The following is a 23,094-nucleotide window of genomic DNA, read 5'->3' as shown; positions in this document are numbered from 1 at the left end:
GGATCACCGTCCCCGCAACCAGGCGTCGTGGAACTGCAACCGGCCCGACGCCTCGAACTTCAGATCCACCACGGTGCTCGCGGCGCCGATCGCCTGGGACAGCTCGACCGTGGGAATCCACAGCCCCTCGTCGAGCACGAGCCGCTGCGCCTGCCCGATCAGCTGGGCGCGGGCGGCGGGATCGGTGGCGGCGAGTTCGTCGGTGAGCACCTGGTCCAGTCGCGGAATCGGGCCGCGCCGGTTGAGGTTTCGCTGGTCCACCCCGAAGGTGGTGCGCAGGATGTCGCCGTCGGCGCGGGTGGTGTTGTAGTAGGTGACGTCGAAATCGCCGCTGTTCTGGCGGGCGGTCGCCTCGTTGCCGGACACCAGTTCCAGCCGCAACTCGATGCCGACCGCGCGCACCTGCTGTTGCACCAGTTCGAGAATGGCCTGGTTACCGGCGAACACCGCGCTGAACAGCACCCCGAACGACAGCCGCTGCCCGTCCTTGACGCGAATGCCGTCGGGGCCCGGCGCCCAGCCCGCCGCGTCGAGGGCGCGGCGCGCGGCCTCGGGGTCGTGGCGCAGCTGATCGGACAGGTCGGCGTAGCCGGGGGTGGAGCTGGCGAGGGTGCTGGTGCCGGGCTTGAACTGCGGACCGAGGACGGTGTCGACCAGTTCCTTGCGGTCGATCGCGGTGCGCAGCGCCGCGCGCACCGCCGGATCGCGCAGCGGCCCGCGAGTCACATTGGGCTGCAACCCGAACGGGATGCCCGGATTCGCGAAGGTGAGGACCTTCCCGCCCGCCGCCTCGATCTGCGGGGCGTCCTGCGGCAGCGCGTCGCTCACGGCCTCGAGCTGTCCCGAGGACAGGCTGCCGGTGCGCACGCCCGATTCCGGGATGACGGTGAACACGATGCGATCCAGGTACGCCTCGCCCTTGTTCGCGAAAACCGCCGAGCCCCAATGGTATCCGGTCCGCTTCACCAGGGTCGCCGAGGCGCCCTGCTTGTATTCGGCGTAGGTGAACGGCCCGCTGCCGATATTCGTGCCGAGGCAGCGTTCGTCGGCCGACTTCGCGGTGTCGGCGTCGGCGAGGATGCCCAGCTGCGGGGTCGAGACCGCCTGCAGGAACTGGGCGTTCGGCGCGGCGAAGTCGACGCGCGCGGTCTGCGGGTCCACGACGGTGGTGCCGGTGTATCCGGCCAGATAGCTGGCCCCCAGCGGCGCCTTGACCCCGCCGAGGCGCACGATCGCGTCGAAGTTCTTGCGCACCGAGTCGGCGGTCAACGGGGTGCCGTCGCTGAAGGTGACGCCCTCGCGCAGATGGAAGGTGAAGCCGCGCGCGTCGGGGCTCACGGTCCAGGAATCGGCGAGCCACGGCACGATCTTGCCGGTAGCCGGATCCTGATCGACCAGCGAGTCGACGATCTGACGGGCCACGTAGATGGTCTGATTGCTGCCCGCCTGCGCGGGATCGGAGCAGGTCGGCGCCTGGGACAGGCCGTAGCGCAGGGTGCCGCCGGGCCGCGGCGGACCGGCGTCGTCGCCTCCGGCGGAGTCGGCGCCACACGCGGCCAGCGAGACGGTCGCGGCGAGAGCGCCGAACAGGGCCAGGGGTCGTTTCATCGGGTGGATCCTTCGGTGAGATGTCGCCGCGCGCCCAGCGGGCGGCTCGGGATGCGGCGGCGCAGTTCGGGCGCGACCTCGGCCTGGAACAGCTCGAGGCTCTCGCGATGCTGTTTGTCGGTGAACCCGTCGCCGTCGGCGGACAGGTGGATCACCTCGTGGCCGAGCCGCTCGTGATAGCGCTCGACCTTGTCGAGCACCTGCTGCGGGCTGCCGATGAGCGCGGAACTGCGCTCGACGAAGTCCTCGACGGTGTCGAAGACGATGGGCTGGTTGTGCTTTCGCGCGATCTCGAGCCGCGCCCGGAAGATCGGCTCGTACGCGCGCACCGCGTCCTGCGAGTCACGGGCCACATGGAATCCGGCGGTGCCCGCGCCCACCAGCGCCGCGGCCGGATCGTGACCGTGCGCGGCCCAGCGCTCGCGGTAGTGGTCGATCAGTTCGGCGTACGGCTCGATCGGGTAGGTGACGTTGGCCGAGAACACCGGATCACCGTGCGCCGCGGCGTATTCCACCGATTCGCGGCTGGTCGCGCTGCCGTGCCAGATGCGCAGCCGCGGCTGCAACGGCCGGGGCAGCGCCTTGGCCGCGGTCAGCGACGGCCGGAACCGCCCGCTCCAGGTGACCGAGTCGTTCTCCCACAGCAGCCGGAACAGGTCGTAGCCCTCGCGGTTGCGATCCCACTGATCCTCGGTGGTGACGTGGAACAGCTGCGCCTGCGCGGCCCCGTTGCCCTTGCCGATGATCAGCTCGAGTCGCCCGCCCGACAGGTTGTCCAGGGTCGAGTAGTCCTCGAAGGCGCGCACCGGATCCAGCAGGCTCAGCGTGGTGACTCCGGTGAACAGCGCCAGCGACGAGGTGACCGCCGCGATGTGGCTGAGCACCACCGGCGGCGACGAGGAGATGAACGGATCCTCGTGCCGCTCACCGACGGCGAAGCCGTCGTAGCCGAGTTCCTCGGCGAGCCGGGCGCTTTCGACCACCCGGCCCAGCCGCCGCGCGGGCGTCTCGACCGCGCCGGTGACCGGATCGGGCCGGTGGGTGATGAGGGTCAGCAACAGGAATTTCACGCGCGGTGTCCTTCGAACTCGGCGGGTCCGCTAGAGCACATGGGCGAGGAAGGCTCGGGTGCGGGCGTGGGTGGGGTTGTCCAGCACCTGGGCGGGCGGACCCTGTTCCACGATCCGGCCCGCGTCCATCAGCACCACGGTGTCGGCGACCTCGCGGGCGAAGCCGATTTCGTGGGTGACGATGACCAGGGTGGCCCCGTCCCGGGCGAGGTCGCGGATGACGTCGAGCACCTCGCCGACCAGTTCGGGATCCAGCGCCGAGGTGGGCTCGTCGAACAGCACGACCTGCGGGCGCAGGGCCAGCGCCCGCGCGATGGCCACGCGCTGCTGCTGGCCGCCGGACAGCCGCCGCGGATACTCCCGGGCCTTGTCCGCCAGCCCGACCCGGTCGAGCAGTTCGAGCGCCTCGGCCTCGACCTCGGACCGGCGCCGCCGCTGCGTCGAAACCGGCGCCAGCGCAACGTTTTCCAGCACCGTCAGATGCGGGAACAGATTGAAGTTCTGGAACACGAAGCCGATGCGCGCCCGCTGCCGCAGGATCTCGCGCTCGCTCAGCTCGTGCAGTTTCGCGCCCTTGCGGCGGTAGCCGACCAGCTCCCCGGCCACCCGCACCGTGCCCGCGTCGACCTTCTCAAGGTGATTGACCACCCGCAGCAGCGTCGACTTCCCCGAACCCGACGGGCCCAGGATCGCCGTCACCTCGCCGGGCCGCACGGCGAGATCGATCCCGCGCAGCACCTCCTCGGCGCCGAAACGCTTACGCACGCCGCGTAATTCGACCGTGTACTCGCTCACCGGCGTTCCCCCGTGATCTCGGTGATCTTGGCGCGCACCCGCTGCCACGGCGTGCGCGGCAGCTCGCGTTGGCTGCCCTTGGCGAAGTGGCGCTCGATGTAGTACTGCGCGACGCTCAGCACGCTGGTGAGCACGATGTACCAGACCGTCGCCACCATCAGCAGCGGCACCACCCGGCCGTTGCGGCCGTAGACGACCTGCACCTGGTAGAACAGCTCCGCGATGGCCATCACCGACACGATCGAGGTGCCCTTGAACAGGCTGATCACCTCGTTGGCCGCGTTGGGCAGGATGCCGCGCATGGCCTGCGGGGCGACGATGGTGAAGAACTGCCGCCGCCACGGCAGGCCCAGCGATTTGGCCGCCTCCAGCTGGCCCGGATCCACGGAAATGATTCCGGCGCGGATGATTTCGGCCGAGTAGGCCGCCTGGTGCAACGCCAGCCCGATCACGGCGGCGGTGAATCCGCTGAGAACGCCGTTGACGTCGAAGCTGAAGAACGCCGGGCCGAACGGGATCCCGATCGACATCCGCTTGTACAGATAGGCGATGTTGAACCAGAACAACAGCTGCACGATCAGCGGGATGGAACGGAACGCCCACACGTACACCCACGCGATGACCTGCAGCACAGGGATTTTCGACAGCCGCGCCACGGCCAGCCAGATGCCGAGCAGGAAGCCGAACAGCGTGCCCCAGAAGGTGAGCTCCACGGTCAGCCGCAGCGCCGCGAGCACCGACGGCGCGGTGAAGTAGCGGGCGAACGTGGACCAGTCCCAACCGGGATTGGTGATCAGCCCGTGCACGAACTGGGCGACCAGCACCAGCGCGATCGCGCCCACCAGCCAGCGCCAGGGGTGTCGCGTGCGCGCGACCGGCAGGGCGTCCTCGGTGGTGTCGGGGACGGAGTCGACAGCGGCCACTGTGGTCATGGGAATCGCGATCCTCCATCGGTCCTGGCGGTAGCACCCGCACCCGGCTCCCGGGGGGTTGCTGCGGTCTCGTCGAGCCAGGTCTCTCAACCGCTCTGGATGGGTGGATTCGAAATTAACGGACGAACGCGGTGGGTGTCTGCCGTCCCGATCAGCGTGAGTCGAACTGTTGGCAGCGCTCGCTGTGTACAACAATGTTCGTAATGGCTAGGGTGTGGAAAACTGTGTGGTTCCACATCGTCCAGGGGAGTTCATGAGGGATCTGACCGATCGGAAATGCCTCGTCACGGGGGCGGCCAGCGGCATCGGCCGGGCCACGGCCGTGGCCGCCGCGCGGGCGGGCGCGCGCGTGCTGCTCACCGACATCGCCGCCGACGGCCTCGCCGAGACGGTCGAGCTGATCCGCGCCTCCGGCGGCGAGGTCCTCGACGCCCACCCGATGGACATCACCGACCACGCGGCCGTCTCGGCCTGGGCGGACCGGGTGCACGCCGAGCACGGCAGTCTCGACGTCGTCATGAACATCGCGGGCATCTCCGCCTGGGGCACGGTGGAGAACCTCGAGCACCGGCACTGGCGGTCCATGGTCGAGGTGAATCTGATGGGGCCCATCCACATCATCGAGGCGTTCGTGCCGCCGATGGTGCGCGCCGGGCGGGGCGGGCATCTGGTGAACGTGTCCTCGGCGGCGGGCCTGCTCGCACTGCCATGGCACGCGGCCTACAGCGCGGCCAAATTCGGGCTGCGCGGGATCTCGGAGGTGCTGCGCTTCGATCTGGAACGGCACGACATCGGGGTGAGCCTGGTCGTGCCGGGCGCGGTGCGCACCCCGCTGGTCGAGACCGTGCAGATCGTGGGCGTCGCGCCGGACGATCCGCGAATCGCCAAGCTGCGCAACGCCTTCGTGGGCCGGGCGGCGACGCCGGAACAGGTGGCCGACCGGATCCTCGCCGGGATCCGGCACAACCGCTTCCTGGTGCACACCTCCCCCGACATCCGGATCGCGTACTGGTTCGCCCGCAAGTGGGCGTGGCCCTACGAACGGGTCATGCGCGCGGCCAACGACCGCTTCGCGCGACTACTTCCGGCCGCGCCTCAGCGCGAGGACACGCAGACCACGAATCGCCGCTGGCTGTAGACCACACCGCGATCCGACGCCGAGCAGGTGTTCACGTCCGCGGTGCCCTGCTTGACGCCCACCACGCGCACCCGGCCCGGCGCGGCGCAGTCCACCGGATGCGGGGTCCCGGTCAGATCCATGCAGCCGCCGACCACCCAGTTGACGTCCAGGCACAGGCTGTCGTGATCGCCGCCGGGCAGCGCGCGCGGGAACGTCCGATCGGCGTCGGCCGGGCACTGGGCGTTGCCCGCGGCCCGATCCGCGACGCGATACCCGGAACCCGCTGCGCACGAGGTCTTCTCGACGGTGTTCTCACCGAGCGTGACGCAATCGCCCACGGCCACATCCAAACCCGGGAGGCCCTGCTCGGCGCCCTTGTTGAGGACCAGCGGCGCGGCGGGCGGCGCGGGCTCGGTGACATCCGGGCTCGGCGCCGCGCCGGTGGCGCTCGGGACGGGCGCGAACGACGCCGCGGCGCGCGGATTCGCCGTGCGCTCAGCGGGTTTGCCGCTCATCGACAGGGCCACGGCGCCCAGCGCCGCCAGCATCAGCGCGCCGCCGAGGACGAAACCGCCCAGCTTCAAACCGGCCTGAACCCGTCGCCGTGCCACACCCACGTCCTTTCCCCGAACGAGGAAATGCTTACACCACCCGGCACCGCCGAGTCGAGTTGTGAACGGATTGATTTTCTCCTCGCATAACCGGCGTTCCGGGTGGGTAACCGTGTGTGCGCATCGGGCTCGATGCAGCTGGAGCGAAAGGAACGACTGGATGAGGTTCGGCACGTACGCCGTCAGCACTATCCCGACCATCGCCGCACTCGGAATCTGCGCGGGGACGGTTCACGCCGAGCCGCCGGCTCGCGAAATCGCCGCCACCGGAACCGAATCCGGGATCTCCTACCATACCGTCCTGACCGAGGCGTCGCGGGTGTCGACCACGACGGTGAGCGGCGGGCGCTTCGAGGTCACCGATGATCGGGTCGTGCTGCGCGACGATACGGGCGCGGTGCGCGCCGAGGTACCGCTCAGCTATCGGATGTCGAACACCACCGTCCATGTGGCCCAGCGGGTTTCCGAGGACGGGCACGAACTCCGGCTCGAGCCGCGGGCGACGCCGCAGGAGATCGGCGAGATGCAGCCGGTGGACTCGATGGCGCGGCTCACCGATCAGATCAATCGCAACGTGGTCGGGCTGGTCGTCGGCGGCGTGCTCGGCGGGCTGCTCGGAACCGTTCTGGGACTGGGCTTCTTCAGTCTGATCACCGGGCCGATCGGGCTGGTCGTGGGCGCGATCGCGGGGGCGTACGCCACCGGCGGACAGCCGTTCGCGGACGCGGTCACGGCCGTGCTGAACGGGCAGCCCTGAAAATGAACGCTTGCGGGCCGGTCGGATTCGTGGCTCAATCCGTGGGGGCGGTATCGCGCCCGGACGTACCGACCTGGGGGCCTGCGAATGACCAGGGAATCGCACCGATGGGTGCGGACCGCTGATGCGGACATGGTCGAATTGCGGGATCTGGTGTCGGGCCGCGCGGTACGGATCGGGCGGCCCGACGTCGAGGATCTGCCCGGCGGCTTCCTGATCGAGGTCGAGTCGCTGGTGTTCCGCTGGGTGAATCTGGACACCCACGACGAGGCCGAGGAGGAACTCGGGACGCGCCGCGAGCCGCTGCACACGCTGCGCGCGCTGAGTTGGCTGTGCGCGCTGTGGGCGGTGGTGTGCGAGACACGGCTGGGCAAACCCGCCGACGACATCATCCGCGATCTGGACTACCGCGGCGGCTGGCGCCGGATCCGCAGCGCCGAGGAGGCCCGCGTCTGGTCGGGCCTCACCCAGCGGGTGCGGATCGGGGCGCTGGCCGCGCTCACCGAGGATCCGCGCGCGGCGGCGGACTATCGCCGGGCCTGCACCGAACCGCCCGATGTGGCCCCGATGCTGATCCGGCACACGCTGATTCACCTGGACGGGTTCAGTCAGGACATGGGCCGCCACGACATCGAGGCGCGCGGGCTGGCCGCGGCGGTGGTCGAGCACACCAGCCCGAGCGCGGGAAGGCGGCGGCGGTTGTGCTTCCGGCCGTCGCATCCGCTGTGAGTCAGAGCGAGGCCGGGCCGATCACGCTGCCGATCCAGTCCAGGTTCACCCACGACCAGCGGCCGGAGCCGGATTCGGCCGAGTCGCGCCAGTTCTCGGCCCAGCGCCGCAGATCCTCGGCGAGAACCGCACGCGCCGAGGGTGTTTCACGCCGCTCCATGCACGGCCCCCTCCGGATGCAGCCGCCGGAACCGGCTGCCGTGGAAGACCAGGGGGTCCACGTCGGCGCGGGTGGCCAGGCGCTGGATGCGCAGGATGACGACCTGATGATCGCCCGCGGGCACCTGGGTCTCCACGCTGCCCTCGATCCAGGCCGACGCACCGCCCACGAACAGGGCGTGCCCGTTGCCGCGATGCAGCTCCAATCCCGAGAACCGGTCGCCCACCCGCGAACTCAGCGATCGGGCCGCGCCCTCCTGGTCGAGCCCGAGCAGGCTCAGGCCCAGATGGCTGGCCGCGATCAGGCGTGGCCAGGTGGTCGAGCTGTTCTGCACGCAGAACGACACCAGCGGCGGATCCAGCGACACCGGCACGAAGGTGCTCACCGCCAATCCGTGTGCGGTGCCGTCGATTTCGGCGCACACCGCGACCACGCCGCTGGGGAACGCCGCGAACGCGCGGCGCAGACCGGCGCCGTCGGCGGGGATCTCGGTCAGCTCGGACATGTTCCACTCCGATCTCAGATGACGCCGTGCAGCGGCGGCGGCGTGCCGTGCAGGACCGCGCGGCCGATGTGCTGGAACTTCCAGCGCACCGGATCGTGCAGGGTGTGCGTGCGCGCGTTGCGCCAGAAATGGTCGAGATTCAGATCCGCTGCCGCGCTGCGGGTTCCGCTCACCTCGAACACGGCGGCGGACACCTCGGTGGCCGCGCGGTCGGCGACGATTTTGGCGGTGGCGACCGCCAAGGAGGCCGCCGCGACGTGGGCGGGATCGCGCACGGCCCGGTCCACGGCGTGCCCGGCCGCGGCGAGGGTGGCCTCGGCGGTGGTCACCGACACCGACAGCTCGCCGAAGCGCTGGATCAGCAGGGGATCGTCGACGGCCCGGGCCACACCCGCCTCGAACCAGGGACGGCTGTGGGTCCGGACGAAATCCGTTGCGGCGGTGAGCGCTCCGCGCGCGATACCGGCGTCGATGGCCGCGTGCAGGAGCTGGGCGAAGGAGCCGTAGGCGGTGGGGGCGCGCACCGCGCCGGACCGCTCGACGAGCTGATCGCCGGAGACGATCACCCCGTCGAACCGCACGGTGCCGCTGCCGGTGGTGCGCTGGCCCAGCGCGTTCCAGTCGTCGACGATCTCGACGCCGGGGGTGTCGGCGGGTAGATAGGCGACGTACTCACCCGGTGGCAGTCCGCTACGGCCGTCCTGGTCGTCGAGGCGGGTGAGCACGGCCAGCAGGTCCGCGAACAGCGAACCGGTGCAATAGAACTTCTCGCCGTCGACGCGAAACCGGTTGTCCCCGAGCGGGGTCAGCGTGGTCCGCACCTCGGCGACGGTCGCGCCGCCGCGCTCGGACTGCGCGTTGGCGATGCGCGCGCCGTCGAGCACGCGCGGGAAATACCGCTGCCGCTGGCCGGGAGATCCGGCCAGCCGCAACAGGTTCAGGTACACGAAGTGACTGTGCGGGATCTGGGCGATGTTCGGATCGGCGGTCGCGAGGACGCGCACCACCTCGGCCACCGCGCCGGGCGCGAGATCGGCCCCGCCGAACTCGGCCGGAACGGTGACGGCCAGCAGTCCGCTGGCCGCCAACCGCTCCACCTCGCGAAAAGGCAATCGGCGCACCCGAATCCCGCTCGGCGGCGTCGGCGGAGAACTCCGACGCCAGCCGGGCGGCCACTTCGCGGGCCTGCTCGGCGGAGGTGATGCGGTCCGCCGCGACGGCGGTCATCGTCCCGCCACCGCCGCCACGGGTTCGCGCTGCGCCTCGAGCTCGCGCACCAGCGGCAACACCCGCTCGCCGAAGTATTCGATCTCCTCCTGGAAGTGCAGGAAACCGCCCAGGATCAGGTCCACGCCGCGATCGCGGTAGGCCACGATGCGCTCGGCGATCTGTTCCGGGGTGCCGATCAGCTGGGTCCGGAAACCGTCGTTGTACTGCACCAGATCCTCGAACGAGGAGTCGGCCCACATGCCCTTGCCGTCGCGGGTGGACGGACCGGCCTGCTGCACCGCGTCGCGGAAGCCCTCGACCGCGGGCTTGTCGGCCTTGGCGATGATCTCGCGCAGGGTGTCGTGGGCCTCCTTCTCGGTGTCGCGGGCGATGATGAACCCGTTGAGCCCGAACTTGACCTCGCGGTTCCGCTCGCGGGCCGCCGCGCGCACGTCGCGGAGCTGCTCGTCGACGCCGTCGAAGTCCTTGCCGTTGGAGAAGTACCAGTCGGCGTAGTGGCCACCGTTGCGGCGGGCGGCGGAGGAGTTACCGCCTTGGAACAGTTCGGGATTGGGCCGCTCGGGGGTGTTGAGCGGCTTGGGCTTCAGGGTGAAGTCCCGGATCCGGTAGAAGTCACCGGCGAAGTTCACCTCGTCCTCGGTCCAGATCTTGCGGATCACCTCGAGGAACTCCGCGCTGCGCCGGTAGCGCTCGTCGTGTTCGAGCCACGGCTCGCCCAGCGCCCGGAACTCCCCGGCGAACCAGCCCGACACCACATTGATGGCGAACCGGCCGTTGGACAGGTGGTCGGCGGTCGCGCCGAACTTGGCCAGCACCGCGGGATGCCACAGGCCCGGGTGCACGGCCGCGATCACCTTCAGCCGCTCGGTCGCGCCGAGCAGCGCGAGACTGAACGAGGTGGACTCGTGCTGGAACTCCGCGCCGTAGGAGGCGGTGTAGCGGACCTGGGACAGCGCGTAGTCGAAGCCGTTGTTCTCCGCGGTCTGCGCGAGCTTCTTGTTGTACTCGAAATCCCAGCTCGTGCGCTGTTCGATGGTGCTGGTGACCAGGCCGCCACTGACATTGGGCACCCAGTAGGCGAACTTGATCTGGTCGGCGATTTTCTCGGTCGTCATCCCTTGCTCCGTTCGAGGCCGCGCCCGGTGCGTGTTCTCACTTCAGCAGCACACCGGGCGCGGCACGAGGGTTTGAATCGTCGCGATCGCAGGGCTCAGGCCGAGGCGACCGCGCTGCCGAAGCGGGAGCGTTCGAACCGGCCCGCGGGCTGGAAGCGGCCCAGCAGCTCGTTCGCGTCCTGCCCGGTGATCTCGGTGATGTAGGCGGCGGCGTCGGCCACCGAGCGGATGTCGAGGAACGGCTGCGGCCGGTGCAGCAGCGACACCAGCGCCGAGGCGAACCGCCGATCGACCGCGGCGGTGGCGAAGAACTGGTTGCCGATATCGCCGAATTCGGGGTCGCTGAGGAACAATCGGGTCGCCTTGGCCGCGGCGTCCGCGCGGAAGGCGAGGAATTCGGCGTACCGGGCGCCCAGCCAGTCGGCGTCGAACGCGCCCTCGTGGGCCGCCGCCGCGGCGACGAGCCGCTGGACCTGGACCAGGCCGCTCTGCGCGCCCTGTCCGGCGATCGGGTCGTAGGCGATGGCGGTGTCGCCGATCGCGGCCACCGGATGTCCGCTCGCGGTCGTGCCGACGCCGTGCCGCACCACCGGGCGCACCGCGCCCTTCAGCCAGGAGTGCGGATCCTCCGAAAGGGTCCGGGTGGCAAGGACTTCGGGCAGATCCCAGTCGATGTAGTCGCGGTAGAGCTGTTGCACGATCCGATGCGCGGATTCGGCGGAGTCGGCGGCGGCGAAGCGGGTGTCCCAGTCGGTGCCGGGCCGCGCCCAGCCGAGGAACGCCCACGTCGGCCCGGCGTCCTTGTGCAGGTAGGGCCCCCACCACGCCTCGCCCTGCTCGGCGAAGATGGAGAAGCCGCTGTGCGCCCCGCCCTGCGCGCTGCGGTGCGCGAAAACCTCGGGCCCGTAACCCAATCCGGTCACGGTGACCGTGAGCAGCTTGCGCTGGGGCGCGTCGTAGACGGTGCGCTCGGTGTCGATCGCGAACAGGTCGGACAGCCCGCCCCGCCCGGTGGCGACCAGCGTCAGATCGTGCGCGCCCGCGATGCCGTCCAGCTTCGCCGGGTCGACGGCCTCGACCACGAACCGGCCGCCGCGCTCCTGGAACGCGGTCAGCCGCTCGTCGGCCTTGAGGCGGGTGTCGACCGCGATGCCGACGAAACCGTCGAAATCGCCGTCGAAGCCGATCAATTCGGCGTTCTCCGGTCCGGCGATCCGCACGCTCAGGCCGGTGTGGTTGGGGGCGCGGTCGGCGTAGGTGTCCAGCCCGAGCGCGGCCTCGGCGGCCTGGGCCTCGCCGAAGCCGAGCGCGGTGCCGGTGGCGGGCACGTCGTCGCGCAGGGCGCGCTGATCGCGATCGCTGTAGAGGGTCACCTGGAACCCCGCGTCGAGCAGTCCGAGGGCGGCCGTGACTCCGGTCTGTCCGGCTCCCACGACGGCGGCGGTACGAGTCGAATTATCGTGCGTCATAACCGAAATGGTCCTTCCGATGCGGCGCCGGACCGAGTGTTGGAATCACGGAGAATTGATCGGCGAATTGTCAGGACGCGGGCACGACGGAATTCGGACGAGCGACCGAATCCGGCAATACCGTCGAATCCGGCCCGCCCGGTCGGTATCTCGCGCCCCGATGGTTGTCCGGCAGCCGGTCACCCTTCCCGAACAGGGCATTGCGCAGCGTGCCGGGGGTGTGTTCGGCCGGATACGCACCGCGTTCGGTCAGCACCGGAATCACGTGTTTCACAATGTCTTCGAAACTGCCCGGCGTGATGGCGTAGGCGAGATTGAAACCGTCGACGTCGGTTTCGTCCACCCATTCCTGCAAGGTGTCGGCGACGGTCGCGCCGGAACCGACGAAAACCGGTCCGAGACCGCCGATTCCGCCCCATCGGGCGATATCGCGCACGGTCCATTCGCGGCCGTCGTCGTCGAATTCCTGGAAGGCGGCCACGGCCGAGCGGATGGCGTTGCTCTGTACATCGCCGATCGGGTCGTCGAGGTCGTAGCGCGACAGGTCGATGCCCATCCAGCCGGACATGAACACCAGCGCGCCCTCGGGGCTGGCGTAGGACAGATACTCCTCGTGCTTGTGCCGGGCGGCCTCGTCGGTGGCGTCGGTGACGATCGTGGCGAGGGTGTAGATACGGGCGTCGTAGCGGCCCCGGCCCGCGCGCTCGAGTTCGTCGCGGATGCGCGAGACAGTTTGGGCCAGAACGCGTTTCGACGGCGCGCCGACGAAGATGGCCTCGGCGTTCTCGGCGGCGAACCGGGTGCCGCGCGGGGACGCACCGGCCTGGTAGATCACCGGGGTGCGCTGCGGCGACGGTTCGTGCAGGTGGATGCCGGGGACGGTGTAGTGGGTGCCGCGATGGCCGATGTGGTGCACCTTCGCCGGGTCGACGTAGACGCCGCGTTCGGCGTCGCGGACCACGGCGTCGTCCTCCCAGGAGCCCTCCCACAGTTTGTAGAGCACCTCGAGGTATTCGTCGGCCTGGTCGTAGCGCTCGTCGTGGTCGAGTTGGTCGGCCGCGCCGAAATTGCGTGCGGCCGAGGGCAGATAGCCGGTGACGACGTTCCAGCCGATGCGGCCGTTCGTCAGGTGGTCCAGCGTGGACAGCCGCCGCGCGAACGGATAGGGATGTTCGAAGCCGGTGCCGGTGGTGATGCCGAAGCCGAGGTGGGTGGTGGCCGCGGCCATCGCGGTCACCAGCAGCAGCGGATCGGCGACCGGGATCTGCGCGCCCTGGCGCAGCGCGGCGATGTCGTTGCCGCCGTAGACGTCGTAGGTGCCGAGCACGTCGGCGATGAAGATGCCGTCGAAACGCCCGCGCTCCAACAATTTCGCCAGCTCGGTCCAGTAGCTCAGTTCCTTGTAGCGGTGCGACTGGTCGTCGGGGTGCCGCCACAGGCCCGGGGACTGGTGGGCGACGCAGTTCATGTCGAAGGCGTTGAACCGGATGCGCCGCGTCATCGCGCCACCTGCGGCTTCCGCTCGCCCGCGCTCCACGCGAACGGGAGCTCCGCGCCGTTGAGCAGGTGATCGCCGATCGCCCTGGCCTTCTGGATGGCCGGGTTGTGGACGGAGATGGTGCGGGCGTTGCGCCAATGCCGGTCCAGGCGCAGGCGTTCGGCGACGATGGACGCGCCGCCCAGTTCGAACAGCTGGGTGGTGGCGGCGAGCACGGTATCGATCACCGACAGCTGCGCCTGGGCGGCCGCGAGTTCGACCGCGTTCAGGCCCTTTTCGTCGGTCGCCCCCGCGGCCAGCACCTCGTCGAGCACGTCGGCGACGGCGAGCACGGTGGCGCGGGCGGAGAACGTCGCCGCGGACAGTCGGCCGATCAGCTGTTGCACCAGCGGATCCTCGCGCGGCAGATCGGCGGCGGAGTGGGTGTAGCCGCGGGTGCGGGCCGAAACCCATTCGCGCGCATCGCGTTCGGCGCGCTGGGCGATGCCGGCGAGGACCGCGAGCTGGACCAGCTGGAGGTAGCCGGTGGCGTAGGTGGCCCCGGGCGCGCCGTAACCCGGGCCGAGGATACGGTCCTCGGGCACCCGGACGTCGGTGAATTCCGTTGTGCCGCTGGCGGTCAGGCGCTGACCGAAGCCGTCCCAGTCGTCGTGCTGGCGCACCCCCGGGGCGTCGGCGTCGACCAGCACGCCGACCCGCTCCCCGTCCCGGTCGGCGGCGGCGAGGATGTGATCGGCGTAGAGCGATCCGGTGCTGTAGTACTTGGTGCCGTTGAGGACCCAGCCCTCACCGTCGCGGGTGAGCCGGGTCCGATACCGGTCGACCGCGCCCACCCCCGGTTCGGTGATGGCGTTGCCGACCAGCGTGCCCCCCGCCACCGCCCGCAGCCAGTGCTCGCGCCGCTCCCCCGGCTCGGCGAGCAACTGGTCCTCCACGAAGGAGAAGTGCACCCGCAGCGCCTGCGGCAGATTCGATTCGGCCGCCGCGAGATCGATGAGCAGCCGGAACAGCTGCCGCACGCTCGCCCCGTAGCCGCCGAATTCGACGGGCACCCGCAGGGCCCCGAACCTCACCTCCCGCAACCAGCCGACCTCCTCGTAGGGCAGGCGGCGATCGATCTCACGCTCGACCGCACCCGCGGCGATGCGATCGAAGACGGGCACGAAAACGGCATCGAGGTCCGCGTCGGAGACGGGCCGTGCGGTGGTGGAGGTCATACCCGACGATGGCTCGCGAGGGCCGGTGAGCTCACGGGTTAGGCGCAGCCGGATCGGAACTCAGTTCCCGGACGAGGTCCTCGACCAGGGTCCGGATCCGATCCCGGATCGGTCGCACGGCCGCGACGCCGAGTCCGGCGGGGTCGTCGAGAACCCAGTCCCGATAGTCGACACCCGGGAAGTAGGGGCAGCTGTCGCCGCAGCCCATGGTGACGACCACATCGGAGGTCCGGGCGGCATCCGGGGTCAGGACCGTCGGGCTCTGCGCGGTGATATCGATGCCCACCTCCGCCATGGCCTCGATCGCGGCGGGGTTGACGCGCTCGGCGGGTTCGGTTCCGGCCGAACGCACTTCGATGCGGTCACCCGCGAGTGAGGCGAGGAAGCCCTGGGCCATCTGGGAACGTCCGGCGTTGTGGACGCAGACGAACAGCACGCTGGGGCGGTGGGCGGTGGAAGTCATCGGCGCAGGGCGAGGGAGACGTACACCAGGGCGACGAGTACGGGGACCTCGATGAGAGGGCCGACGACACCGGCCAGGGCCTGGCCGGAGGTGACGCCGTAGGTGGCGATGGCGACGGCTATCGCGAGTTCGAAGTTGTTGCCCGCGGCGGTGAAGGCCATGGTGGTGGTGCGGGCGTAGCCGAGGCGCAACAGGGCGCCGAGCAGATAGCCGCCGGACCACATGAGGGCGAAGTACGCCAGGAGCGGGACGGCGATGCGGGCCACATCGGCCGGGTGCGCGGTGATCCGGCCGCCTTGGAGCGCGAACAGGATGACGATCGTGAACAGCAGGCCGTACAGCGCCCACGGGCCGAGGCGGGGAAGCAGCGTCGCCTCGTACCACGTTCGGCCCCTGACCTTTTCGCCGAGGCGGCGGGTGGCGTACCCGGCCAGCAGCGGAATGCCGAGGAAGATCAGTACCGATTTCGCGATCTGCCCCGGGGAGGCGTCGATCGCGGTCCGGTCCAGGCCGAGCCAGCCGGGCAGCACGGACAGATAGAACCAGCCCAGCACCGCGAACATGAGGACCTGGAAGATCGCGTTGACCGCGACCAGGACCGCCGCGGCCTCGCGGTCGCCGCACGCCAGGTCGTTCCAGATGACGACCATGGCGATGCAGCGCGCCAGGCCGACGATGATCAGGCCGGTGCGGTACTCGGGGAGGTCGGGCAGCAGCAGCCAGGCGAGGGCGAACATGAGGGCCGGGCCGACGAGCCAATTGAGGACGAGCGAGCCGAGCAGCAGCCCGCGGTCGGCGGCGACCGCGCCGAGGCGGTCGTACCGCACCCGGGCGAGCACCGGGTACATCATCACCAGCAGGCCGACGGCGATCGGCAGCGAGATCCCGTCGACCCGGATCGCGCTCACCGCGTCGCCCAGGCCGGGCAACGCGCTGCCCAACAGCAGACCCGCCGCCATGGCCGCGCCGATCCACACCGGCAGGAACCGGTCCAGCACCGGCAGTTTCGCGACGACCGGCCGCTCCGTGATCGTGGTCATGCGCGTGCCGCCGTATCGGCCCGTCCCGCAAGCGAATCCGACACCCGGTACAACACCTCGGGCACCACCCGGTAGTACACCCAGGAGGCGCGGCGCTCACTGGTCAGTAACCCCGCCTCGCGCAACACCTTCAGATGATGGGAGACCGTGGGCTGGCTGACATCGATGCCCGCCGACACATCGCAGACGCACGCCTCCCCGTCCGCGCGCGCCGCGATCGCCGACAACAGCCGCAGCCGCACCGGATCCGCCAGCGCCTTGAAGACCGCGGCCAGCTCGATCGCGGCCTCGGCGGTCAGCGGCGGCCGGACGCTGGGCGTGGCCGCGCATCCGGTGGCCACACTCGGCGACGGCAGATCCGATTTCGACATGCATCGATATTGATCGATATCGAATCAGAAGGCAAGGGGTACCGCGCGAGTCAGCAACACGCGCCCTCGGCGGTTCCACAGCACGCGCGGAGAGCGTCGGCGTCGTCGAATCGCGTTGTGCCATCGAAGGTTTCGGTGTCGGCGAGGACGGTGTAGACCTCCCAGCGCTCGGCGTCGGGACCGCTCACCCACACCTTGTCCTGGGTGGCGTAACAGCAGGTGGTCGCGGCCTGCTCCGTGGTGACCAGGCCCGCGGCCGACAGCCGGGCGATCTCGGCGCGCACCCGTTCGGAGTTGTCCACCTCCACCCCCAGGTGGTTGACCTGCCCGCCGCGGCCCGGGTTCTCGATGAGCACGAGTTTCAGCGGCGGCTCGGTGATGGCGAAGTTGGCGTAGCCGGGCTTGCGCTTGGCGGGCTCGGTGGCGAACAGGGTCGAATAGAACTCGACGGCCCGATCGAGGTCATCGACGTCGAGGGCGAGTTGGATACGGGACATGGGACCGACCTCCAGTTGTGCGGCATATGTCGAAGAAGTGACGGCATGAGTCTGCGTACCTTTTCGACATATGTCAATGCATTCGGTAGAGTCGGGCCATGCCCAAGGCGTTGCCCGTGATCGATATGTCGGCCCCGGTCTGCTGCGCGCCGGTGGCCGCCGGACCCGTGGACGACGACACCGCGCTCTCGATCGCGTTGCGGCTCAAGGCGATCGCCGATCCGGTCCGCGTGAAACTGATGTCCCTGCTGCTCACCAGCGCGGCCGGGGAGTCGAACGGCGGCGAACTGGCGGCCGCGGTCGGCCTGGCCGAATCCACCGTCAGCCACCACCTCGGCCAACTCCGCAAGGCGGGCCTGGTCGAATCCGAACGCCGCGGCATGAACACCTACCACCGCGCCCGCCGCGACGCCCTCGCCGCGTTGTGCCTGGTGCTGGATCCGAACTGCTGCGGCTGATGACATGACGAGACCCCGCCCGGCACGGCATCCGGGCGGGGTCGGGGTCCCCCGGCGAACACTTACTGCCGGGTCTTCGCCACCTACTTGGCCGGGGTGAACGGCTGGTTGATGGTGGACAGGTTCAGTTTGGGGGGTCACCGCAGTAACCTGGGGTTATGCCGTTGAATCCCAATGATTTTCCGGATCTGGAAGCGACGATCTATGGCCGGAACTCGCAGGACAAGAACAAGCGTCTCTCGGTGCCGCAGCAGGTGCGTTGGGGCAAGCAGGAGTGCGCGCGGTTCGGGTGGACCGTGGGGCGGGCGATCACCGATCCCGATATCGGGGCGACGCGGCATACGGTGAAGCAGCGGCCCGGCTATCGGGAGTTGGTTGCCGAACTGTCCACGCCGACGCGGTCGGGCAAACCTCGCGTGCTGGTTACTCGTTCGTCGTCGCGGGCCAACCGGCAACTTCTCGATTTCGCGGTCTTGCGCGAGATGTGCGCGAAACTGGGCGTGTACTGGTACTCGGGCGGCCAACTGTACGACCTCAACAACCCCACCGATCGGCGCATTCTGGCTCAGGAAGCGGTGGACAACGAGTATCAACCGGAGCAGAACCGCTTCGATTCGATGCAGCAGCTCGAACGCAACTTCCAGGACGGCAAGCCGCACGGCAAAGAGGCGTTCGGCTACGAGATCGTCTACAAGCGCGGCAAGGCTGTCGATCGCAGGCCACACCCCGAGAACGCTCCGATCGTCCGCGAAATGGCCCGGCGCGCTTTGGATTCCGTGTCCGCGCCGAATATCGCACGGTGGCTCACCAGTCTTCGGGTGCCGGTGCCCAGCGCGAACATGGCGTTGCCGTGCCGCACATGTTCGACCACCGAGGGCCGCCGCGTCCTGAAATCGGTCGATCGCCGGACGTGCCCGTGCGACAAGGCATGGATGACCACCTGGGACCATGTGATGGTCAAGAACGTGTTGACCTGCCACACGATCGCGGGCTTGCGCGCGCACAAGAACAAGGCGACGGGCACGGTGACCACCACCCCGGCCATGTGGGAGGCGTTGATCACGGTCGAGGAGTTCGAGGCGTTGCAGGCGATTTTCTTCGATCCCCGCCGGATGGCGTGCGGGCAGCAAGGCAGCGCCCCGAAATGGCTGCTGTCGGGCATTCCCGAGTGTGGGCAGTGCGGAGCCTCGGTCCGATCGCGGTCGGGTGGACGCAAGCGTGCCAGGACGTACGAATGCACAAACTTCTGCATCGCCCGCTTGGCCGATCCCTTGGATGATCTGATCGAAGAAGCGGTGTTGCAGCGCTTGGAGGACCCCGGATTGCTTGCCGCTCTTTCTCGCTCGGACGCCGACGCGAGCGCCGCGCAGGCTGAGGCGAAAGCGTTGCGTGCGGCGTACGACAAGTGGGTTGCCGAAGCGATCGCCGCCGAGTTGTCGCCGTTGGAGATCAAGCAGTACAAGGACCATAAGCTTCCGGCGATCAAGGATGCCGAGGCCCGCGCCCAAGTCGCCCTGCCGATGCCTCACGTAGTCGCCGCAGCGGGACCACAGGCCCGCGACCGATGGCACGACGAGAAGATCACGCCGTTGGAAGCCAAGCGCAAGATCATCCGTTCTCTGCTGTCGATCACGATTCACCCGGCCACCGGACGCACAGGGTTCGGTTCCCCGGCCAGCTTGGACCTGGTGGAGGTCCGGCGACTCGTCGCCTAACCGGTCCCGCCCCCGCTGCGGTCGTCGCTGGATGTGGCGTAACCGCCGTTCCACCAATGCCGCAATACCGCTAACTGCCATTCGGTCAGTGGCCCCGACAGCCGTTCCCGTGTCCGCGCCAACCACGCCAGTTCTTCGGGCGACCACTGGCGACGCCGTTTATTGCTCGCGCTCATCAGCCACACCGGTTGCCGAGCGGATTCGCGGTGACACCGACGTGTCCGGCGTCGGAGGTTGCGCAGCGCGTAGCGCCCGGTCGTATTCCGCGCGCCATGCCCCCCGTTCAGCGATGGAGGCCAACAGCAGCCGTGCCCGTGAGGGGACCCGTGTGCCGGGCGCGAGCCGCGACCAGGTGTAGCGGTGCGGGTCCGGTGCCGGTTTGTCGATGCCGACGAACGCCAGTGCGCGGCGCACGAATTCCATCCGATCGGCCTTGTGATCCCCGAGCGTCTTCCCGGTCCAGCGCTCCGAGGTCAACACCCGATTACCGGGCAGGCCGAGGGTTTCGCGGCGGTGCGCGCGGGCCTTGCAGCGGCCAGGGATCATGCGCCGCCCCGCGCCCTTGGGCACAATCCCGTACAACAGCCACACCGCGCAACGCGGCGAACACGGTGTGCCGCAGAGCGTTTCGTGTAAACGGTCGTAATGAGTGTGTTGGCGCGCGGTCGTCGCCTCCAAGACCTCATCGACCGATTTCGTCAGGTACTTGCACAGATACCCGATGTGCCGGTTGGCTTCCTCGGTGCCGCCGAGGATGCCCTTGGAATGCACCTGTTCGCCGAACCTCACCACATGGGCCGGTTCGTCGTCGCCGAAGGTCGCTTCGATCGCAGATTCCCACTCCTGCAAGGGTTCTCGCGTATCGGGGTCGATGAACGTCTTGGTCTCGCGATCCCACACCGGCACCCGATCCCCGCCGTACACCGCCCCCTCGGGCCGAGGCCACCAGACTTGGTGATAGGTGGCCGCCGTAACTTGCCGGATGATCCGATGTGGGATGGCCCCGCGGATCGCGATGTGTGCGTGTGGTGCGCCCCGGCGTTGGGGTTCGATGCTGGCGAAGTACTGGACATTCCAGCCCACCGCGCGCCGCAGGTTCTGGAACCACCGCGACAACAGCCGGGAGAACCACACCGCATCCCACGCTGCCCGCCGATAGTCGTATGCGCCAGCGTCCACCGGGGTTCCGTCGTCGCGATGCACCGGCCCGTATCCGGGCAGGGTGAGCGTGATCATCATCGAGGGCAGGAACCGGCCCGCGAACTGCCGCCCGATCGTGCGGTTCGCCACCGGCAGGCGCGGCAACTCCGCTACATCCTCGCGCCGCCGCGTCGACCGCCGCCGCGCCCTGTCCTCTCCCTCACCTGCGGGCTCCTCACCCGAGCCCGACTCCCCCGAGGCCGCATCTCCCGAAGACGGTCCCGTTCCCCTCACACCGAGCGCGGTCAATTGCTTGTCGCACCAGTCTATTTCGCCGCGCAGCTCTTCAATCTCCCCGGCGTTGTCGTCGCGTTGCGCGTCGGCCAGGGCGGCGGTGAGGTCCGCACGGTAGACCATGAGCCCGGTCTGATCGAAAGTCGCTCGGGCACGGGGTATCTCGGGTTCGTGTTCGAGGTGCCAGCCCTCCCGGCATTGCGCCAGCCGTAGCGCTTTGGCCTTCTTGGCGCACGGCGGGCACACCGATTCACGGGTGTGTCCACACGGCACCGTCACCAACTCCCGCGCCCCGGTCACAGTGTCGCGGCGTTCCAGCACCACGGGGCGGATGCACACGCCGAACCGTAGTGCGGTCGCCACCGCGACCTCATCGAACCGCGGATCTTTCAGTAACGCATCGGTTTCGGTCATCGCGAATTCTCCTGTCGCACAGTCGAAACCGGCTCACGGCAGACGGAGGTAGACACGCCTGCCGTGAGCCAGCAAAAGGGGAAGAAGAGGGGTCGTAATCGACTGCCGGAGAGGAAGGAAAGAGGGTGGGTCACCGCCGACTCGGTGCCCGGGGCGCTGTATCGCGCAAGTGCCGCAGTTCAATTCAGTGTTCGAGACTCTCGACGCGGCATGGTCGAGATTACGCCCGCTGTTCGGGCAGGTAGTGTCATAGCAGGTTAGCGGGTGCGGCGTGTGCCGTTGTCGCCGTCGTTTCGGCGGTCGGCCCACAGGTATTCGTCCAGGTCGATCGCCGCCCCCGGGCCGACGTTGCGGTCCCCGCTGTAGCGGCGTGGTGGCCGATAGGTGGCGATGATCCATCCGATATCGTCGTCGGTCACGTTGTAGGCGCGGACCCGTTCGATCTCGGCTCCGAGTTCTTCTTCCTCGTTACGCTCCGAATCGGTCAGGTCCGCACCAGGAGTGATCTGCACGAACCCCACACCGGGAGTCTTCGGGGAGATCAGTTCCGGGGCCGCGCCTCGGTCGCTGGCCGTGGGTCCGAGCACCATCGTGGTTTGGGTGGGTTCCACCAGCCGCATCGCGATCCGTGTCGGATACAACTGCCGCAGCCGCATCACTTCCTTGGACGGGTCCTGTACGAACCCGACGACCACGATTCCCGCCGCCCGGCCCATGGTGAGGATCAGCCCGAGCAGCCGTTCGATTTCCTCTTTGACCTTCTTGTCGGCGTAGTACTCGGTCAGCGACGCCGCCTCATCGATGATCAACACGATGAACGGTTCATCGGTCGACGCCGACAGCTTCCGCGCTATCCGGGGGCGGATACGGTTCGAGCGCGCCAGCAGTACCCGCGCGGCTTCCCGGAGCAGTTCGAGTGCGCCTCGGGTGTTGTCGTAGGCGAACCGGTCGAACCAGCTTTCCCCGAATCCGAACTCCGCGCCCCCTTTCGGGTCGAGCACCCACAGCACCACCGAGCCCTCAGCGATCCTCGGTCCCAATGCGGCGATCAGCGACCACGCCACCGACCCCTTACCGGCACCCGTCGTGCCCGCGACGAGGACATGAGTGGCCGCCAACCCCAATTCCCACGCTGCCCCGAGTTGCGTCATGCCGACCGGAAGTGCTTCCAGGTCAACGGTTTTCGCGTCCCGCACGACCCGAGGCAGCGGGATCGGTTTGCGGAGGATGTCTCGGTGGATCACCTCCAGGCGCACGCGACCGGCTTGAACGGGCCGTACTCGAAACCCGATCGCGCGGAACGAGTGCCGCAGCGTGGACGTCCGCGTTTGCCACGTCTGCACGTCTTGCCCGTTCAGTAACCGCACGTCCACCAGATCGGCCACGCGCCCGATCTGAATCCGCAGCAGTCCGGGGGTCAGCACCTGGTCGTTCAAATCCGCGGTGAGTCCCTCCAACGCCATCACCGTTTGCCAGCGCCGCCGGTAGCGCCACCACCGGAACCAGCGGGTCCGGGCACGCCCGGTCACCCACCGTTCGAACGAGGAAGGCCACCACAACCGCCACGCCACCCACAGCGCCACCGCGCCCAGTCCAGCCGCCACGCCTGCCCGCCAGTCCACCAGCACGCCCAGCGCGACCGCGCCCGCCACCGGCAGCGACAGCATCGGAAACAACGCGCACCACCACGCCAGGATCGCCGCGAGGTAGGCGAGCTTGCCCACCAACTCGAACAGCAGAATCGCGAGCTGATCCAGCGTGTCACTGGATCGGGGTTGTTGTTGTTCTTGTCTTCGATAGTTCGTTGTCCGAACCATGACCATCACTTTCTCGGGTAGAAATGAAATCCGTTGCGCCGCAATATATTCTGTGCGGCATGGAAGAGA

At 68.9% G+C, this 23,094-nt stretch carries 22 protein-coding genes, 1 pseudogene and 1 riboswitch; of the genes and pseudogenes, 5 read left to right on the top strand and 18 right to left on the bottom strand.

The window, feature by feature from the left end:
• Nucleotides 1–3 precede the first annotated feature (3 nt).
• Genes ACFYTQ_RS10195 through ACFYTQ_RS10180 form a run of 4 tightly spaced genes read right to left on the bottom strand, consistent with a single transcriptional unit; the run spans nucleotide 4 to nucleotide 4,405 of the window.
• Nucleotides 4–1,608, bottom strand: a complete 1,605-nt coding sequence (locus ACFYTQ_RS10195) for an ABC transporter substrate-binding protein (protein WP_387358923.1) — start codon at nucleotides 1,606–1,608, stop codon at nucleotides 4–6.
• The gene (locus ACFYTQ_RS10190) at nucleotides 1,605–2,678 is read right to left on the bottom strand and encodes an LLM class flavin-dependent oxidoreductase (protein ID WP_387358921.1); all 1,074 of its coding nucleotides are present in this window, start codon (nucleotides 2,676–2,678) and stop codon (nucleotides 1,605–1,607) included. The genes ACFYTQ_RS10195 and ACFYTQ_RS10190 overlap by 4 nt, the downstream gene beginning before the upstream one ends.
• Before the next feature lie 30 nt (nucleotides 2,679–2,708).
• Complete coding sequence (locus ACFYTQ_RS10185) at nucleotides 2,709–3,473, bottom strand: amino acid ABC transporter ATP-binding protein (protein ID WP_387358919.1); 765 nt, start codon at nucleotides 3,471–3,473, stop codon at nucleotides 2,709–2,711.
• Nucleotides 3,470–4,405, bottom strand: a complete 936-nt coding sequence (locus tag ACFYTQ_RS10180; RefSeq protein ID WP_387358917.1) for an amino acid ABC transporter permease — start codon at nucleotides 4,403–4,405, stop codon at nucleotides 3,470–3,472. Before ACFYTQ_RS10180 ends, ACFYTQ_RS10185 begins: the two co-directional genes overlap by 4 nt.
• Before the next feature lie 12 nt (nucleotides 4,406–4,417).
• A riboswitch (SAM riboswitch) is annotated at nucleotides 4,418–4,511 on the bottom strand.
• Between the two features lie 147 nt (nucleotides 4,512–4,658).
• Between ACFYTQ_RS10180 and ACFYTQ_RS10175 the strand changes: the two genes are divergently transcribed.
• The gene (locus tag ACFYTQ_RS10175; protein ID WP_387358915.1) at nucleotides 4,659–5,543 is read left to right on the top strand and encodes an SDR family oxidoreductase; all 885 of its coding nucleotides are present in this window, start codon (nucleotides 4,659–4,661) and stop codon (nucleotides 5,541–5,543) included.
• On the opposite strand, the gene ACFYTQ_RS10170 is transcribed toward ACFYTQ_RS10175, so the two are convergent.
• Complete coding sequence (locus tag ACFYTQ_RS10170) at nucleotides 5,501–6,136, bottom strand: hypothetical protein (protein ID WP_387358913.1); 636 nt, start codon at nucleotides 6,134–6,136, stop codon at nucleotides 5,501–5,503. The two genes, ACFYTQ_RS10175 and ACFYTQ_RS10170, sit on opposite strands and share 43 nt — an antisense overlap.
• 160 nt (nucleotides 6,137–6,296) lie before the next feature.
• Here ACFYTQ_RS10170 and ACFYTQ_RS10165 point away from each other — a divergent pair, with 160 nt between their 5' ends.
• Together ACFYTQ_RS10165 and ACFYTQ_RS10160 are read left to right on the top strand one after the other, a co-directional pair.
• Nucleotides 6,297–6,893 (top strand): hypothetical protein, encoded by a 597-nt coding sequence (locus tag ACFYTQ_RS10165; RefSeq protein ID WP_387358911.1) that lies wholly within the window; start codon nucleotides 6,297–6,299, stop codon nucleotides 6,891–6,893.
• Nucleotides 6,894–7,004: 111 nt separating this feature from the next.
• On the top strand, nucleotides 7,005–7,622 hold the full coding sequence (locus tag ACFYTQ_RS10160; RefSeq protein WP_387358910.1) for a hypothetical protein: 618 nt from the start codon (nucleotides 7,005–7,007) through the stop codon (nucleotides 7,620–7,622).
• A 1-nt stretch (nucleotide 7,623) separates the two neighbouring features.
• Here the strand turns inward: ACFYTQ_RS10160 and ACFYTQ_RS10155 are convergent, their stop codons facing one another.
• The 11 genes and pseudogenes from ACFYTQ_RS10155 to ACFYTQ_RS10105 all read right to left on the bottom strand — a co-directional run bounded on the left by ACFYTQ_RS10155 (nucleotide 7,624) and on the right by ACFYTQ_RS10105 (nucleotide 17,187).
• Nucleotides 7,624–7,782 carry a hypothetical protein gene (locus tag ACFYTQ_RS10155; RefSeq protein WP_387358908.1) on the bottom strand — a complete coding sequence of 53 codons (159 nt, stop codon included), beginning with the start codon at nucleotides 7,780–7,782 and terminating at the stop codon, nucleotides 7,624–7,626.
• A complete protein-coding gene (locus tag ACFYTQ_RS10150) occupies nucleotides 7,769–8,287 on the bottom strand; it encodes a flavin reductase family protein (RefSeq protein ID WP_387358906.1) in 519 nt (172 codons plus the stop codon). Before ACFYTQ_RS10150 ends, ACFYTQ_RS10155 begins: the two co-directional genes overlap by 14 nt.
• A 14-nt stretch (nucleotides 8,288–8,301) precedes the next feature.
• Nucleotides 8,302–9,514 (bottom strand): annotated as a pseudogene (locus ACFYTQ_RS10145) (SfnB family sulfur acquisition oxidoreductase).
• On the bottom strand, nucleotides 9,511–10,632 hold the full coding sequence (gene sfnG, locus ACFYTQ_RS10140) for a dimethylsulfone monooxygenase SfnG (RefSeq protein WP_387358904.1): 1,122 nt from the start codon (nucleotides 10,630–10,632) through the stop codon (nucleotides 9,511–9,513). The pseudogene ACFYTQ_RS10145 and the gene sfnG overlap by 4 nt, the downstream one beginning before the upstream one ends.
• 95 nt (nucleotides 10,633–10,727) lie before the next feature.
• Nucleotides 10,728–12,101: a styrene monooxygenase/indole monooxygenase family protein gene (locus ACFYTQ_RS10135; protein WP_387358902.1), complete on the bottom strand. Its 1,374-nt coding sequence runs from the start codon at nucleotides 12,099–12,101 to the stop codon at nucleotides 10,728–10,730.
• A 70-nt stretch (nucleotides 12,102–12,171) separates the two neighbouring features.
• Nucleotides 12,172–13,602, bottom strand: a complete 1,431-nt coding sequence (locus ACFYTQ_RS10130; protein WP_387358900.1) for an LLM class flavin-dependent oxidoreductase — start codon at nucleotides 13,600–13,602, stop codon at nucleotides 12,172–12,174.
• Entirely contained in the window at nucleotides 13,599–14,816 is a 1,218-nt protein-coding gene (locus tag ACFYTQ_RS10125; RefSeq protein WP_387358898.1) for an acyl-CoA dehydrogenase family protein, read from the bottom strand. Before ACFYTQ_RS10125 ends, ACFYTQ_RS10130 begins: the two co-directional genes overlap by 4 nt.
• Nucleotides 14,817–14,847: 31 nt before the next feature.
• Nucleotides 14,848–15,279 (bottom strand): arsenate reductase ArsC, encoded by a 432-nt coding sequence (locus ACFYTQ_RS10120; protein ID WP_387358896.1) that lies wholly within the window; start codon nucleotides 15,277–15,279, stop codon nucleotides 14,848–14,850.
• On the bottom strand, nucleotides 15,276–16,319 hold the full coding sequence (gene arsB / locus ACFYTQ_RS10115) for an ACR3 family arsenite efflux transporter (RefSeq protein ID WP_387358894.1): 1,044 nt from the start codon (nucleotides 16,317–16,319) through the stop codon (nucleotides 15,276–15,278). The genes ACFYTQ_RS10120 and arsB overlap by 4 nt, the downstream gene beginning before the upstream one ends.
• A complete protein-coding gene (locus ACFYTQ_RS10110; protein WP_387358892.1) occupies nucleotides 16,316–16,690 on the bottom strand; it encodes an ArsR/SmtB family transcription factor in 375 nt (124 codons plus the stop codon). The genes arsB and ACFYTQ_RS10110 overlap by 4 nt, the downstream gene beginning before the upstream one ends.
• A 50-nt stretch (nucleotides 16,691–16,740) precedes the next feature.
• Entirely contained in the window at nucleotides 16,741–17,187 is a 447-nt protein-coding gene (locus tag ACFYTQ_RS10105) for an ArsI/CadI family heavy metal resistance metalloenzyme (RefSeq protein ID WP_387358890.1), read from the bottom strand.
• A 98-nt stretch (nucleotides 17,188–17,285) separates the two neighbouring features.
• On the opposite strand from ACFYTQ_RS10105, the gene ACFYTQ_RS10100 reads away from it, so the two are divergent.
• On the top strand, nucleotides 17,286–17,645 hold the full coding sequence (locus ACFYTQ_RS10100) for an Rv2640c family ArsR-like transcriptional regulator (protein ID WP_387358888.1): 360 nt from the start codon (nucleotides 17,286–17,288) through the stop codon (nucleotides 17,643–17,645).
• Nucleotides 17,646–17,803: 158 nt separating this feature from the next.
• Nucleotides 17,804–19,360, top strand: a complete 1,557-nt coding sequence (locus ACFYTQ_RS10095) for a recombinase family protein (RefSeq protein WP_387358886.1) — start codon at nucleotides 17,804–17,806, stop codon at nucleotides 19,358–19,360.
• A 159-nt stretch (nucleotides 19,361–19,519) separates the two neighbouring features.
• Here the strand turns inward: ACFYTQ_RS10095 and ACFYTQ_RS10090 are convergent, their stop codons facing one another.
• Entirely contained in the window at nucleotides 19,520–21,208 is a 1,689-nt protein-coding gene (locus ACFYTQ_RS10090) for a replication initiator (RefSeq protein WP_387358884.1), read from the bottom strand.
• Nucleotides 21,209–21,465: 257 nt separating this feature from the next.
• On the bottom strand, nucleotides 21,466–23,025 hold the full coding sequence (locus ACFYTQ_RS10085) for an FtsK/SpoIIIE domain-containing protein (protein WP_387358883.1): 1,560 nt from the start codon (nucleotides 23,023–23,025) through the stop codon (nucleotides 21,466–21,468).
• Nucleotides 23,026–23,094: the final 69 nt, after the last annotated feature.

This window comes from Nocardia sp. NPDC004068 (assembly GCF_042874315.1).
Taxonomy (GTDB): domain Bacteria; phylum Actinomycetota; class Actinomycetes; order Mycobacteriales; family Mycobacteriaceae; genus Nocardia.
This window is presented reverse-complemented; position numbering and strand designations above follow the sequence as displayed.

Coding starts and splice junctions, on each gene's coding strand:
- ACFYTQ_RS10195 (WP_387358923.1), bottom strand. CDS start 1,608: ATGAAACGACCCCTGGCCCTGTTCGGCGCTCTCGCCGCGACCGTCTCG.
- ACFYTQ_RS10180 (WP_387358917.1), bottom strand. CDS start 4,405: ATGACCACAGTGGCCGCTGTCGACTCCGTCCCCGACACCACCGAGGAC.
- ACFYTQ_RS10175 (WP_387358915.1), top strand. CDS start 4,659: ATGAGGGATCTGACCGATCGGAAATGCCTCGTCACGGGGGCGGCCAGC.
- ACFYTQ_RS10165 (WP_387358911.1), top strand. CDS start 6,297: ATGAGGTTCGGCACGTACGCCGTCAGCACTATCCCGACCATCGCCGCA.
- ACFYTQ_RS10155 (WP_387358908.1), bottom strand. CDS start 7,782: ATGGAGCGGCGTGAAACACCCTCGGCGCGTGCGGTTCTCGCCGAGGAT.
- ACFYTQ_RS10150 (WP_387358906.1), bottom strand. CDS start 8,287: ATGTCCGAGCTGACCGAGATCCCCGCCGACGGCGCCGGTCTGCGCCGC.
- sfnG (WP_387358904.1), bottom strand. CDS start 10,632: ATGACGACCGAGAAAATCGCCGACCAGATCAAGTTCGCCTACTGGGTG.
- ACFYTQ_RS10135 (WP_387358902.1), bottom strand. CDS start 12,101: ATGACGCACGATAATTCGACTCGTACCGCCGCCGTCGTGGGAGCCGGA.
- ACFYTQ_RS10130 (WP_387358900.1), bottom strand. CDS start 13,602: ATGACGCGGCGCATCCGGTTCAACGCCTTCGACATGAACTGCGTCGCC.
- ACFYTQ_RS10125 (WP_387358898.1), bottom strand. CDS start 14,816: ATGACCTCCACCACCGCACGGCCCGTCTCCGACGCGGACCTCGATGCC.
- ACFYTQ_RS10120 (WP_387358896.1), bottom strand. CDS start 15,279: ATGACTTCCACCGCCCACCGCCCCAGCGTGCTGTTCGTCTGCGTCCAC.
- arsB (WP_387358894.1), bottom strand. CDS start 16,319: ATGACCACGATCACGGAGCGGCCGGTCGTCGCGAAACTGCCGGTGCTG.
- ACFYTQ_RS10110 (WP_387358892.1), bottom strand. CDS start 16,690: ATGTCGAAATCGGATCTGCCGTCGCCGAGTGTGGCCACCGGATGCGCG.
- ACFYTQ_RS10105 (WP_387358890.1), bottom strand. CDS start 17,187: ATGTCCCGTATCCAACTCGCCCTCGACGTCGATGACCTCGATCGGGCC.
- ACFYTQ_RS10100 (WP_387358888.1), top strand. CDS start 17,286: ATGCCCAAGGCGTTGCCCGTGATCGATATGTCGGCCCCGGTCTGCTGC.
- ACFYTQ_RS10095 (WP_387358886.1), top strand. CDS start 17,804: ATGCCGTTGAATCCCAATGATTTTCCGGATCTGGAAGCGACGATCTAT.
- ACFYTQ_RS10090 (WP_387358884.1), bottom strand. CDS start 21,208: ATGACCGAAACCGATGCGTTACTGAAAGATCCGCGGTTCGATGAGGTC.
- ACFYTQ_RS10085 (WP_387358883.1), bottom strand. CDS start 23,025: ATGGTTCGGACAACGAACTATCGAAGACAAGAACAACAACAACCCCGA.